The sequence below is a fragment of the Streptomyces sp. NRRL S-244 genome, assembly GCF_000717915.1.
GTDB lineage: Bacteria > Actinomycetota > Actinomycetes > Streptomycetales > Streptomycetaceae > Streptomyces.
On sequence record NZ_JOCX01000009.1, the window covers coordinates 91237 to 104674 of the forward strand.

The 13438-nt window shown below is 72.1% G+C and carries 8 protein-coding genes; 3 read left to right on the forward strand and 5 right to left on the reverse strand.

Annotated features, from left to right (window positions below; translation table 11 throughout):
- Positions 1-9: 9 nt before the first annotated feature.
- Positions 10-1527 (reverse strand): serine/threonine-protein kinase, encoded by a 1518-nt coding sequence (locus IF02_RS0113200; protein ID WP_030156515.1) that lies wholly within the window; start codon positions 1525-1527, stop codon positions 10-12.
- On the reverse strand, positions 1524-2108 hold the full coding sequence (locus IF02_RS0113205) for a hypothetical protein (RefSeq protein WP_234318185.1): 585 nt from the start codon (positions 2106-2108) through the stop codon (positions 1524-1526). The genes IF02_RS0113200 and IF02_RS0113205 overlap by 4 nt, the downstream gene beginning before the upstream one ends.
- Before the next feature lie 270 nt (positions 2109-2378).
- Here IF02_RS0113205 and IF02_RS0113210 point away from each other — a divergent pair, with 270 nt between their 5' ends.
- Complete coding sequence (locus tag IF02_RS0113210) at positions 2379-3236, forward strand: hypothetical protein (protein ID WP_030156519.1); 858 nt, start codon at positions 2379-2381, stop codon at positions 3234-3236.
- Between the two features lie 55 nt (positions 3237-3291).
- Here IF02_RS0113210 and mfd read toward each other — a convergent pair whose 3' ends face one another.
- The 3 genes from mfd to IF02_RS0113225 all read right to left on the reverse strand — a co-directional run bounded on the left by mfd (position 3292) and on the right by IF02_RS0113225 (position 10393).
- Positions 3292-6825, reverse strand: a complete 3534-nt coding sequence (gene mfd, locus IF02_RS0113215; RefSeq protein WP_030156520.1) for a transcription-repair coupling factor — start codon at positions 6823-6825, stop codon at positions 3292-3294.
- 209 nt (positions 6826-7034) lie between these two features.
- Positions 7035-9560, reverse strand: coding sequence for an FtsX-like permease family protein (locus IF02_RS0113220; RefSeq protein WP_051696203.1), 2526 nt, complete (start codon positions 9558-9560; stop codon positions 7035-7037).
- A gap of 56 nt (positions 9561-9616) precedes the next feature.
- Entirely contained in the window at positions 9617-10393 is a 777-nt protein-coding gene (locus IF02_RS0113225; RefSeq protein ID WP_420708141.1) for an ABC transporter ATP-binding protein, read from the reverse strand.
- 361 nt (positions 10394-10754) lie between these two features.
- On the opposite strand from IF02_RS0113225, the gene IF02_RS0113230 reads away from it, so the two are divergent.
- Both IF02_RS0113230 and IF02_RS0113235 read left to right on the forward strand, forming a co-directional pair.
- Positions 10755-12362 (forward strand): MFS transporter, encoded by a 1608-nt coding sequence (locus IF02_RS0113230; RefSeq protein WP_234318186.1) that lies wholly within the window; start codon positions 10755-10757, stop codon positions 12360-12362.
- Positions 12363-12452: 90 nt separating this feature from the next.
- A complete protein-coding gene (locus tag IF02_RS0113235; RefSeq protein WP_234318187.1) occupies positions 12453-13316 on the forward strand; it encodes a hypothetical protein in 864 nt (287 codons plus the stop codon).
- Positions 13317-13438: the final 122 nt, after the last annotated feature.

Genomic DNA, 13438 nt, shown 5'->3' on the forward strand with positions numbered 1-13438 from the left:
CGGGGAGCCTCAGCGGACCTGGCTGAGCCATTGGAGGGTGCGGCGGACCTCCGTGGAGAAGGGGTGCGACGGGCCGTGGACGCGGTCCGCGTCGAACAGCAGCCGGACCAGGGTGTCGTGGGCCGCCGGCCGGTCGCCCAGGGAGAGCAGCAGCTGGGCTATCCGGCGGCGGACCTCCAGCGGGAGGCCGGGGTCCGGGTTCGCGTAGTGGTTCTCGAACAGCGGGAGCAGCGAGCGGTATTCGGCCAGGGCCGCCCCCGGCGCGTCGAGCTGTTCCAGGCACTGCGCCGCGTCGTAGCGGAAGCGCAGGGACTGCGGGTCGCCCGCCGGGAACTCGTCGGCGAGGCGGCGCAGCTCGGGCAGGGCGCGGCGGTACTGGCCGTCGTCCATCAGCGTGGCCGCGTACTGCTTGCGCAGCGAGCGGACCACCGTGGAGTGCTCGCCGTGCTCGGCCGCCGCGGCCGGCAGGATCCCGCCGAGGATGTCCACGGCCTGGGTGAGCCGGCCCTGTTCCAGGAGGCTGCGGGCCTCGTCCACCGCGGCCGGGATGTCCGGCTTGGGCGGCGTCTGCGGCGTGGGCGGTGTCGTCGGCTGCGGCGGGATGGTGGCGGCGCGGTCCGGCCAGGGGGCCTGCGGGCGCAGGAAGGGGCGGGTCGGGTCGAGCGCGGCCGCCGGGATGCCCTGCTTGGGCAGCAGCGGCGTGAGGGCCTCGTACACGTGCTGCGCGGAGGCCGGCCGGTCCTGCGGGTCCTTCGCCAGGAGGTGCAGCAGGACCGCCTCCAGCTGGTGCGGGACCTCCGGGCGCAGCCGGCGCACCGGGACCGGCGGCTCGTACAGGTGGCGGTGCAGGACGCCGAGCGCGGTGGACCCGGCGAACGGGACGTTGCCGCTGAGGAGTTCGTACAGCAGCACGCCGAGGGCGTAGAGGTCGGTGTACGGGCCGACGGCGCCGCCCATCGCCTGCTCGGGCGCCATGTACGCCGGGCTGCCGATCGGAGTGCCGGTGCTGGTGAGGCGGGTGGTGTCGGTGTCCATCACCGAGGCGACACCGAGGTCCAGGACCAGCACGGTGCCGTCCGGGCGGACCATCACGTTGCGCGGCTTCAGGTCGCGGTGCACGATCGGCACCGCGTGCACGGCCGACAGCACCCCGCACAGCTGCGCGATCACGGCGACCGCCCACGGCCAGGGGTACGGGTCGTGCTGCGCGAGGTGGTCGGCGAGGTCGGTGCCCTCGACGTAGCCCATGACGAGGAACAGCTCGTCGCCGTCGCTGCCCGCGTCGTGGACGGTGACGAGGCCCGGGTGGTCCACCTGCGCCGTCACCCGGCATTCGCGCACGAAGCGGCGGCGCAGCTCGTCGGCGACGGAGCCGGGGCCGGCCACCTTGTCGGGGCGCAGCAGCTTGACGGCGACGCGGCGGTCCAGCCGCTGGTCGTACGCCGTCCAGACCTGGCCCATGCCGCCCTGTCCCAGGACGGAGGCCAGCCGGTAGCGCTCGCCGATGATCCGGTCGCCCTCGGTCACCGGGCCGTGCCCTCACCGTCGTTGCCGGGGGCGTGCGGGTGGGGGTTGGGGTGCGGGTGCGGCGTCTGCTTGCGCAGCAGTTCGCTCAGCTCGTCGAGCTCGGCGCGGACCTGCCCGATGCGCGGCGGGGTGGCCGGGCCGGGAGCGGGGGCCGGAGCCGGAGTGGGCGTGGGCGTGGGCGTGGGCGTCTGGTGCTGCGCCGGCGGGTACCCGTACGCCGGGCGCTGCGGCTGCTGCTGCGGTACGTACGGCGCGGGCTGCGCCGGGTACCAGGGGGCGGTGACGGCCGCCGCCCGTGCCGCCGAGTGGTGCTGGATGTCGGCGACGAGGAAGTAGACGCAGGTCAGGAACCCGGTGATGATGACGCCGAAGGCGCCCGTATTGCCCTGCCAGCCGTTGGTCTCGGGCGTCGGGTCGGCGCCGATCAGCGCGACCCAGGCGACGGTGAGCACGCAGTTGGCGGCCAGCAGCCACCAGTCCCGGGGCTTGCGGGTGACGACCGCGAGCCGCAGCATCGTGCCCCAGCCCAGGAAGCCGCAGCTCAGGACGGGCAGCAGGGCGAACAGCACGCGCAGTGCCACGACTCCCCCGGTACTGGGCTGGGGGCCTTGCTGCGGCGGGAGGCCGGGGCCGTGCATCGCTGCTCCTGACGGACCGTGTCGACGAAGTTTCGGGTCTGAGCGTATACAGCGTTTCCGGCCGCCAGTGAGGGGATGCGCGCAACCGTTGCAGGGTCGCCGCACAGCTCCCGGCGGGCGCGGGCCGCAGGGGGCGCGCGGAAATCGTGGACGCCCCCTGACAGGCGGCGACTACCCTCGGCAGTCGAGTTGTTGTTCCAGGGGGGAATCCACATGCGAAGCCGGACCATCGGCGTGTCGGTGCTGACCACGACGGCCTTGTTCGGACTGACGACGGCCTGCGCGCCGGTCGGCGGGAGCAAGGCCGCCGACATCGGCCGGGCGGCCCGGGCCGCCGCGCCGGCCTCGGCCGGGGCCACGCCCCCGCCGGCCGCGAAGGGCAAGGGGGCGGGCAAGGGCACCGGCATGCTCGCGGACCTGTCGGGTGCCGAGATCCTGAGCCAGGCGCACGAGGCCATGCGCAAGGTCGAATCGGCCCGTGTCGTCGCGAAGATGCACGAGGAGGGCAGCCCGGTCGAGTTCGACCTCATCCTCGACAAGAAGGGCAGCTGCAAGGGGGCGGTCCGGTACGACGGGATGGGCAAGGTGGACCTGATCAAGTCCACGGACCTCATCCACTTCAAGGGCGACGCCGACTACTGGCGGAGTACGGCGGCGAAGGAGCACGCCCCCAAGAAACAGGCGGAGGCGATGGTCACGATGCTCGCCGACCGCTGGCTGAAGATGCCGGTCTCCGACGCCAAGGCTTCCGCGATGAAGCACCTCTGCGACATGGACAAGCTGACGGACGGCGGCGGCCGGCCCAACCCGCTGGCCCGCAAGGGCGAGACGGTCACCATCGACGGCAAGCAGGCGCTGGCGGTCGTCACGGCCGCCAAGAACGGCACGGAGACCGACTACATCGCCACCCAGGGCACTCCGTACGTCCTCAAGTCCACCGTCTCGGGGGACGAGACCGGAGAGATCCTCTTCTCGGACTTCGGGACCCCGGTCGACACGGCCCTGCCGGAGGGCGCGGACGTCCTGGACCTGTCGAAGCTGGGCGACGGCGGACCGGCCGAGACGGTCTGAGCCTTCGCGGCCCGCGCGGCGGCCGGGGACCCCGGGATCCCCGGCCGCGTACGCCTTACGAACCGAGGATCGTGGTGAGGAACTCCCCGGTCCAGGCCAGCAGTTCCCGCCCGACCAGCGGCTTGCCGCCCACCCGGGCCGTCTTCGGCCGCGGGATCAGCACCTGCGAGGTGGCCGGCTTGAGCACCGCGCCCGGGTAGAGCCGCTTGAGCCGCAGCTCCTGGGATTCCCGCAACTCCACCGGCCCGAAGCGGATGTTGACGCCCTGGAGGGTGATGTCGCCGACCCCGCAGGCCCGCGCCAGCATCCGCAGCCCCGCCACCAGCAGCAGGTTCTCCACCGGCTCGGGCAGCTTGCCGTAGCGGTCGTGCAGCTCCTCCCGTACGGCCTTGATGTCCGCCTCGGAGTTCGCCGACGCGATGGACCGGTACGCCTGCAAGCGCAGCCGCTCGCCCGGCGCGTAGTCGTGCGGGACGTGCGCGTCGACCGGCAGCTCGATCTTGACCTCCAGCGGCGGCTCCTCCTCCGGCCCGCCCTCGACGGCCGCCCGGTAGTCCGCGACGGCCTCGCCGACCATGCGGATGTAGAGGTCGAAGCCGACGCCCGCGATGTGGCCGGACTGCTCGCCGCCGAGGAGGTTGCCCGCGCCGCGGATCTCCAGGTCCTTCATCGCCACGTACATGCCGGCGCCCATCTCGGTGTGCTGGGCGATCGTCGCGAGCCGCTCGTGCGCGGTCTCGGTCAGCGGCTTCTCCGGCGGGTAGAGGAAGTACGCGTACCCGCGCTCGCGCCCCCGGCCCACGCGGCCGCGCAGCTGGTGGAGCTGGGAGAGGCCGAAGTTGTCGCCGCGCTCCACGATGAGGGTGTTGGCGTTGGAGATGTCGATGCCGGACTCGACGATCGTCGTCGAGACGAGCACGTCGAACTTCTTCTCCCAGAAGTCCACGACGACCTGTTCCAGGGCCTGTTCGGACATCTGGCCGTGCGCGGTCGCGATCCGCGCCTCGGGCACGATCTCGCGCAGCTTGGCGGCCGCCCGGTCGATGGACTCGACCCGGTTGTGGATGTAGAAGCACTGGCCCTCGCGCAGGAGTTCGCGCCGGATGGCCGCGCCGATCTGCTTCTGCTCGTACGGGCCGACGAAGGTGAGCACCGGGTGGCGCTCCTCCGGCGGGGTGGTGATCGTCGACATCTCGCGGATGCCGGTCACCGCCATCTCCAGGGTGCGCGGGATCGGGGTCGCGGACATCGTCAGCACGTCCACGTTGGCGCGCAGCTTCTTCAGCTGCTCCTTGTGCTCGACGCCGAAGCGCTGCTCCTCGTCGACGATGACCAGGCCCAGGTCCTTGAACTTGGTCTCCTGCGAGAACAGCCGGTGCGTACCGATGACGATGTCGACCGAGCCCTCCTTCAGCCCCTCCAGGGTGGCCTTGGACTCGGTGTCGCTCTGGAAGCGGGACAGCGCCTTCACGTTGACCGGGAACTGGCTGTAGCGCTCGGAGAAGGTCCCGAAGTGCTGCTGCACGAGCAGGGTGGTGGGGACGAGGACGGCGACCTGCTTGCCGTCCTGGACCGCCTTGAAGGCGGCGCGGACCGCGATCTCGGTCTTGCCGTAGCCGACGTCGCCGCAGATGAGGCGGTCCATGGGGACGGACTTCTCCATGTCCTCCTTGACCTCGGCGATGGTGGTGAGCTGGTCAGGCGTCTCCGCGTACGGGAAGGCGTCCTCCAGCTCGCGCTGCCAGGGGGTGTCGGGGCCGAAGGTGTGGCCGGGGGCGGCCATGCGGGCGCTGTAGAGCTTGATGAGGTCGGCGGCGATCTCCTTGACCGCCTTCTTGGCGCGCGCCTTGGTCTTGGTCCAGTCGGCGCCGCCGAGCCGGTGCAGGGTCGGGGCCTCGCCGCCGACGTACTTGGTGACCTGCTCCAGCTGGTCGGTGGGGATGTAGAGCCGGTCGCCGGGCTGGCCGCGCTTGGCGGGGGCGTACTCGACGAGGAGGTACTCGCGGGTGGCGCCCTGGACGGTGCGCTGCACCATCTCGATGTAGCGGCCGACGCCGTGCTGCTCGTGGACGATGTAGTCGCCGACCTCCAGGGTGAGGGGGTCGATGGACTTGCGGCGCCGGGTCGGCATCCGGCCGAGGTCCTTGGTGGCGGTGCGCTGGCCGGTCAGGTCGGTCTCGGTGAGGACGGCGAGCTTGAGGGCGGGATCGATGAACCCGTTGTCGAGGGAGCCGCACGCCACGTGGACGATCGACGGCTCCAGGGTGCGCAGGTCCGCCTCCAGGCGGGCCGCGATGCCCTCGCCGCCGAGCACCTCGACGGTGCGGGCGGCCGGGCCGTGGCCCTCGGTGAGGTAGACGGTGTGCCAGCCGTCGGCGATCCAGCCCTTGGTGTCGGCGAGCGCCCGGGCGGTGTCGCCGCGGTAGGCCTCGGGGGCGTGCATGCCGAGCGCCAGGGTGTCGGCGGCCGAGGCGGTGTCGTCCGCCGCGAAGGGGGAGACCGACCACCACATCATGCCGAGCTCGCGCGCGTGCTCCCGTACGTCCGCGATCCCGCGCAGCGAGGCCGCGCCGACGTCGATGGGGGCCTCGCCGCCGCCGGCGGTCGCGGCCCAGGAGGCCATGAGGAACTCCTGCGAGGTCGCGACGAGGTCGGCGGCCCGGGTGCGGACCCGCTCCGGGTCGCACACGACGGCCATGGAGCCGGCCGGCAGGACGTCGATCAGCAGTTCCATGTCGTCGACGAGGACCGGCGCGAGGGACTCCATGCCCTCCACCGCGATCCCCTCGGCGATCTTGTTCAGCAGTTCGCCGAGCTCGGGGTGGGCCTCGGCGAGGGCCGCGGCCCGCTCCCGTACCTCGTCGGTCAGCAGCAGCTCCCGGCAGGGCGGGGCCCACAGCCCGTGCTCGGCGACCTCCAGGGAGCGCTGGTCGGCGACCTTGAAGTAGCGGATCTCCTCGACCTCGTCGCCCCAGAACTCCACGCGCAGCGGGTGCTCCTCGGTGGGCGGGAACACGTCGAGGATGCCGCCGCGCACGGCGAACTCGCCGCGCTTCTCGACGAGCTCTACGCGGGCGTACGCGGCCGCGGCGAGCGCCTCGGTGACCTCGCCCAGATCGGCGCTCTCGCCGTGCCGCAGACTCACCGGGACCAGGTCCCCGAGTCCCTTGACCTGCGGCTGGAGCACGGACCGGATCGGCGCGACGACCACGGAGACGGGCCCCGCGGCCGGGTCGTCCTTGCTCGGGTGCACGAGCCGGCGCAGTACGGCGAGCCGCCGGCCCACGGTGTCGCTGCGCGGGGAGAGCCGCTCGTGCGGAAGGGTCTCCCAGGACGGGTACTCGGCGACCTCGTCGGGCGGCAGGAAGGACCGCAGCGCGGCGGCCAGGTCCTCGGCCTCCCGACCGGTGGCGGTGACCGCGAGCACGGTCCGCTCGGTCTTGGCGGCCAGCGCGGCGATGGCGAAGGGCCGTGCGGCGGCGGGTCCGACGAGGTCCACGTGCATGCGGTTGCCGTCCCCGGCCGCGGTGACCGCCTCGGCGAGGGCCGGGTCCCGGGTGACGGCGTCGAGCAGTCCGTGCAGGCTCATGAAAGGAGGCTTCCGTCCGGTGAAGGGGCAACGCGAAGGACCCGACACGTCTCACGGGCCGGGGCTTCCCACCCTACGACGCCCCACGGTCCCCCGCGCGAGGGATTGCGGCCACCGCGAGGAGCGCCGGCCCGGGAACGCCGTCGGTCCCGGCCGGCCCCCGAAGGGCTGACCGGGACCGGCGGTCCCCCGAACGAACGCTGAGCCGGCTACTCGCTCGCGATCGCGTTCAGTACGTTCATCCGCCCCGCCCGGAAGGCCGGGACCAGTGCGGCGAACAGGCCCACGAAGGCCGACCCGGCGAACACGCCGATGATCGTCGGCCAGGGGATCTCCAGCACCTTCAGGCCCTCGAGGGCGAGCAGCTGCTGTGCGGTGGCTCCCCAGCCCATGCCCAGGCCGAGGCCCAGCAGGGCGCCGAAGAGGGCGATGACCACCGACTCCAGGCGGATCATGCGGCGCAGCTGGCGGCGGGAGAGGCCGATGGCGCGCATCAGGCCGATCTCGCGGGTCCGCTCGACCACCGAGAGGGCCAGGGTGTTCACGACACCCAGGACCGCCACGATGATCGCGAGGCCGAGCAGCCCGTAGACCATGTTCAGCAGCTGGCCGACCTGGTCCTTGAGGGACTTCTTGTAGTCGGTCTGGTTCTGCACCTGGTACTGGGGGTACTCCGCGAGCGCGCCCTTGACGGCGGTGTACGCGGCGTCCGCCTTCCCGTCGGCGGCCTTGGCCAGCAGCATGAACGGCCGCGGCATCCGGTCGGCCGGCAGGAACTGCTCGGCGGTCGCGGTGCTGATGTACATCACGCCCTTGTCGAGGTTGCCCTCGTCGGAGGTGATCGCGGCGACCTTCAGCTTGGTCGTCTGACCACCGGTGAAGGCGACCGTCAGCTCGTCGCCGACCTTGACGTGGTGCTCGTCCGCGAAGAGCGAGCCGACCGACATCGCGCCCTTGCCGTACGCCGCCGCGTGCTCACCGGCGATCATCTTGCGCCGGACGTCCTGGGCGTACGTCGGGTCGTTGACGCTGATGCCGTCGTCCTTGACGAAGCCGTCGGGGGCGGTGACCTTCGCCTCCACCTCCCGGTACGCGGTGACGTGGTCGAGGTCCTTGGTGGCGCGCAGCGCCTGCTCGGCCTGCGGCATGATCGGCTGGCCGGTCTGGGACTGGACGATGTAGTCCGCGCCGACCGACTTGTCGAGCTCGTCGGTGGCGGAGGCCACCATCGAGGAGCCGACCACCGACAGGCAGGCGACCAGCGCCAGTCCGATCATCAGCGCGGCGGCGGTGGCGCCGGTACGGCGCGGGTTGCGCAGCGCGTTGCGCTCGGCGAGGCGGCCGACGGACCCGAAGGGCCGCAGGACGATGCCGGAGAGCAGGCGGACCACGAGGCCGGCGAGCAGCGGGCCGATCACGATGAAGCCGATGAGGGTGAACAGCACGCCCAGGGACAGCCACAGCGAGCCGGCGGCGGCCTTGTCGGCGCCCGCGGCGAGGAACAGGCCCGCGCCGCCGATGCCGGTGAGCACCAGGCCCACGGCGGCCCGGATGCGGCCGGCCTTCTTGTCGCCGGGGGTGCCGGCGTCGCGCAGGGCGGCCATCGGGGAGACCTTGCCGGCCCGGCGGGCCGGGATGAAGGCGGAGACGACGGTGACGACGATGCCGAGCACCAGGCCGACGACCGGGGTGGTCCAGGCGACGGTCAGGTCGTCTGTGGACAGGTGCATGCCCATCTGGCCCATGAGCTGCATCAGGCCGACGGCCAGGCCCACACCGGCGCCGACCCCGAGGATCGAGCCGACCAGGCCGAGCAGGAAGGCCTCGACGATCACGGACTTGAGCACCTGGCCGCTGTCGGCGCCGATGGCGCGCATCAGGCCGATCTCGCGGGTCCGCTGGGCGACCAGCATCGAGAAGGTGTTGAAGATGAGGAAGATGCCGACGAGGAAGGCGATTCCGGCGAAGCCGAGCATCACGTACTTCATGACGTTGAGGAAGGAGCCGACGTCCTTGCGGTTGGCGTCCGAAGCCTCCTTCGCGGTCTGGAGCTTGTACGTGTCCGCGCCGACGGCCTTGGCGACGTTCGCCTTCAGCTGGGTGTCGCTGACCCCGTCCTTCGCGGTGACGTTGACGTGCGTGAAGAGGCCGGGGCCGCCGAGCAGCTTCTCCTGCGCGGTGGCGGTGTCGAAGTAGACGATGGCCGCGCCCGGGTTGGTCACGGTGAAGGTGGCGATACCGCTGATCTTGGCGCGGATGTCGCCGGTGATGGCGATGGTGCGCAGCTCGTCGCCGAGCCCCAGGTGGTGCTTCTTCGCGGTGTCCGCGTCGACCATCATCTCGGTCGGGCCGCGCGGGGCCTGGCCTGAGGTGATCTTCATGGACTTGAGCTCGTTGTCGTTCCAGTTGCCCGCGATGGTCGGGGCGCCGGTGGTCGAGCCCATGTTCTCGTTCTTGGCGTTGACGACCGTGACGGACATCGAGACGACGGCGCCCTCGGCGCCCTTGACGCCCTCGGCCTTCTGCACCTGCTCGACGGCGGAGGCGGGCAGCACCTCGGGCTTGCCGCGGTTCGGGTTGTCCTCGCCGTCCTGGGCCGCCTTCGGGGTGACCGTGACGTTGGCGCTGGTGACGCCGAACAGCTTGTCGAAGGTGGTGTTCATGGTGTCGGTGAACACCAGGGTGCCGCAGACGAAGGCCACGGAGAGCAGGACGGCGACGGCGGAGAGCGCCATCCGCCCCTTGTGCGCGACGAAGTTGCGCCGCGAGGTCTTCAGTACGGTGCCGGCGCTCACGAGGTCCGCCCGCGCGCGTCGAAGTCCTTCATGCGGTCCAGCACCTGGTCGGCGGTGGGCGCGTACATCTCGTCCACGATCCGGCCGTCGGCCAGGAAGATCACGCGGTCCGCGTACGAGGCTGCCACCGGGTCGTGCGTGACCATCACGATGGTCTGGCCGAGCTCGTCCACCGAGCGGCGCAGGAAGCCGAGGACCTCGGCGCCTGCCCGGGAGTCCAGGTTTCCGGTGGGCTCGTCGCCGAAGATGATCTGCGGACGGGCCGCCAGGGCGCGGGCGACGGCCACGCGCTGCTGCTGGCCGCCGGAGAGTTCGGTCGGGCGGTGCTTGAGGCGCCCGGCGAGGCCCACCGTCTCGACGACGCGGTTCAGCCACTCCGCGTCGGGCTTGCGGCCCGCTATGTCCATGGGGAGCGTGATGTTCTCCAGGGCGTTGAGCGTGGGCAGCAGGTTGAAGGCCTGGAAGATGAAGCCGATCCGGTCGCGGCGCAGCTGGGTGAGCTTCTTGTCCTTCAGCCCGGTGATCTCGGTGTCGTCCAGGTGGATCTGCCCGCTGGTCACGGTGTCGAGACCGGCGAGGCAGTGCATCAGCGTGGACTTGCCGGAGCCGGAGGGGCCCATGATCGCCGTGAACTGGCCGCGCTTGATGTCCACGTCCACTTCGTCGAGGGCGACCACGCGGGTCTCCCCGGCGCCGTAGGCCTTGACGACCTTGCGCGCCCGGGCGGCGACGGCTCCATGCCCTCCAGTACCCCCGTGCCTGGTTTCGGTCATAGCCGTTGTCACGGTGCTTCCCCTCGTTGATGCGTTGCTCGCGCTTGCCGCGATGTGGCCGGATTCCGCTGTCGTGCCGTCGTGAAGTCTGCGGGGCGGAGGCGGCCGGCGCGCTGGTGCCCATCGCCGTATCCGCCGGGGGGTTAACCCCACCCCCGCCCGTAGGAACCAGTTAAGGACCTCGCCGGGCCGTCCTCCTCCTCCGCCGGGACGAATGACCCCTGGACCCTTGTGAGGAGCAACCCCTAGGGGTTCTCCATCTTTTGGCGGATCGCCTCTGGGGGATACCGGGGGGATACCGCCGGATACCCCGCGATGAGAAGGTGTTCCCCGCGGATACGTGCACGGTGAAAGGATCTTGGTGGGCGCAGAGGAGAGCACGGGCGAGCGCACCGGGGCCGGACCGGCGGCCGACGCGGCGGCCGCCAGCGGGCGGAGGCCTCGTACCGCCCTGGTGAGCGCCCTCATGCTGGCGATGGCCCTCGTCGCCCTCGACAGCTCGATCGTCTCCACCGCCGTCCCCCAGATCGTCGGCGACCTCGGCGGCTTCTCCGTCTTCTCCTGGCTCTTCGCGGGCTACCTGCTCGCCGTCACCGTCACGCTCCCCGTCTACGGGAAGCTCTCCGACACCTTCGGCCGCAAGCCCGTACTGCTCTTCGGCATAGCCCTGTTCATCGTCGGCTCGCTGCTGTGCGCGCTCGCCTGGAACATGGCCGCCCTCATCGCCTTCCGCCTCGTCCAGGGGCTGGGCGGCGGCGCCCTCCAGGGCACCGTGCAGACCCTGGCCGCCGACCTCTACCCGCTCAAGGACCGCCCGCGGATACAGGCCCGGATGTCCTCGGTCTGGGCCGCCTCCGCCGTGGCCGGCCCGGCGCTCGGCGGGCTCATCGCCTCGTACGCCGACTGGCGCTGGATCTTCCTGATCAACCTGCCGCTCGGCGGTCTGGCCCTGTGGATGCTCGCCCGCCACCTCGTCGAGCCCGTACGGTCCCCCGGGCGCCGCGGCCCGATCGACTGGGCGGGCGCCCTCGGCGTCTTCGCCTGCGGCGGACTGCTGCTCTTCGCCCTCGTGCAGGGCGGGGTCGCCTGGCCCTGGCTGTCCGCGCCCTCCCTCGGGCTGCTGGGCGCGAGCGCGCTGCTGGCGGCCGTCGTCGTCCGGATCGAGCGCCGGGCGGCGGAGCCGATCATTCCGGGATGGGTCTGGCGCCGGCGCACCATCGCCGCCGTGAACCTGGCCCTCGGCGCGCTCGGCGTGCTCATGATCGCCCCGATGGTCTTCGTCCCCACGTACGCCCAGTCCGTGCTCGGCCTCGGGGCCGTCAGCGCCGGGCTCGTCATGTCCGCGATGACCCTCACCTGGCCGGTGTCCGCCGCCTTCAGCCAGCACGTCTACCGGCGCATAGGCTTCCGCAACTCCGCGGCCGTCGGGAGCTCGCTCGCCGCCGTGATCCTGTTCTCGTTCACGCTGCTCCCGTATCCCGCCCGGCCCTGGCAGCCCACGCTCGTCATGCTGCTGCTGGGCGCGGCCCTCGGCCTCTTCCAACTGCCGCTGATCGTCGGGGTCCAGTCCACCGTGGGCTGGTCCGAGCGGGGTACGACGACGGCCTCGGTGCTGTTCTGCCGCCAGGTCGGCCAGAGTCTCGGGGCCGCGCTGCTCGGGGCCGTCGCCAACGCGACCATCGCCTCCCGGCTGGCGCACGCCCCGATGGCCGGGCTGCCGGACCACCTCGACGACGTGTCCACGGCCCTCGACCGGCCGGACCTGCTCCCGCGGGCCGCCGCCGACTACCTGCGCCAGGCGGTGGCCGCCGCCGTGGACCACGTCTTCCTCGGCGCCACCGCCGCGGCCGTGGCGGCGCTGCTCGTCCTGCTCCTGGTGGCACCGCGGCGGTTCCCGATACTGGAGGAGCACCGGGAGAAGGGGCCGGGCGACACGAAGCGGAGCGACACCCAGCGGGACAACAGGTAGCCGCCGCGCCCGGGTCCCGCTTGTCATGACCCCGGTCAACGGAGTAGACCTCGGAGTCCTGCATCCGAGATCCGTTCCGGGGGGGACGACATGGCTTCCGCACTCTTCGCACTGGCCTTACTGGCAGCCCTCGCCGGGCCCATCGCCCTGCGGCTGCGCCGCCATCCGGGCTTCGTCACCGGCCGCGACGGCCGCCTCTCCACCTCCACCACCCTGGCCCTGGCCTGGACGGTGATCCTGGTCTGGCTCCTGCTCACGATCCTCGCGTACGGGCTCACGGCGGGCGGCGGCGCCGGCTGGTTCAGCGGGGAGCACGGCCCGCTGTCCTCCCTGACCACGGTGTACCTGCCCCTGCTCGGGGGCCCGTACGTGGCCATGATCGCGGCGAAGACGGTCGTCGGGATCCGCGTCGAGAACGGCAGCATGGCCAAGCCCGCCCCGAAGCCGACCGGCTCCGGGCAGCGGCCGCTGCGCGAGCTGATCGCGAACGACAGCGGGCGCACCGACCTCGTCGACCTCCAGTACGTGGCGCTCAGCGCGGTCACCATGCTGTACGTGGTGCTGTTCTTCCTCTCCGACGTGGGCGGCGGACTCCCCCGCCTCCCCGCCGAGATCTGGGCGCTGACGGGCGCCCCGGCCGGGGCGTACCTGGTGAACAAGATGGCCACGCGCGCGAACCCGGTGATCACGGGCGTGACCGTGACGGGTGCCGCGCTGCTCGTCGAGGGCGGCGGCTTCGGCCCGGAGGCCCGGGTGGAGCTCGACTCCACCGCCGTGGCGACCGAGTACGACCCGGCGACGGGCACCCTGACCGCCCGGCTGCCGGCCCCCGCGCCCGCCGCCTTCACGGTGGTGGTCACCTCCCGCGGCCTGCGCAGCGATCCGTACCGCCACGCGCCGAAGGCGCCGGCCCCGGAGCCGGCCCCGGCTCCGGCCCAGCAGCCGGCGGGTTAGTACCCGGGGAGGGGCGGGTCAGGTCAGGTCAGGTCAGGTCACGGGAGCTCCGCGAGGAACCCCTCCACCAGCGGGACGATCTCCCCGAGGTGCGTCTCCAGCGCGAAGTGCCGCCCCCTCCG

Bases quoted from the DNA above. Each gene is read 5' to 3' on its own strand.
- IF02_RS0113210 (WP_030156519.1), top strand. From the start codon at position 2,379: ATGCGAAGCCGGACCATCGGCGTGTCGGTGCTGACCACGACGGCCTTG.
- mfd (WP_030156520.1), bottom strand. From the start codon at position 6,825: ATGAGCCTGCACGGACTGCTCGACGCCGTCACCCGGGACCCGGCCCTC.
- IF02_RS0113220 (WP_051696203.1), bottom strand. From the start codon at position 9,560: ATGGCGCTCTCCGCCGTCGCCGTCCTGCTCTCCGTGGCCTTCGTCTGC.
- IF02_RS0113225 (WP_420708141.1), bottom strand. From the start codon at position 10,393: ATGACCGAAACCAGGCACGGGGGTACTGGAGGGCATGGAGCCGTCGCC.
- IF02_RS0113235 (WP_234318187.1), top strand. From the start codon at position 12,453: ATGGCTTCCGCACTCTTCGCACTGGCCTTACTGGCAGCCCTCGCCGGG.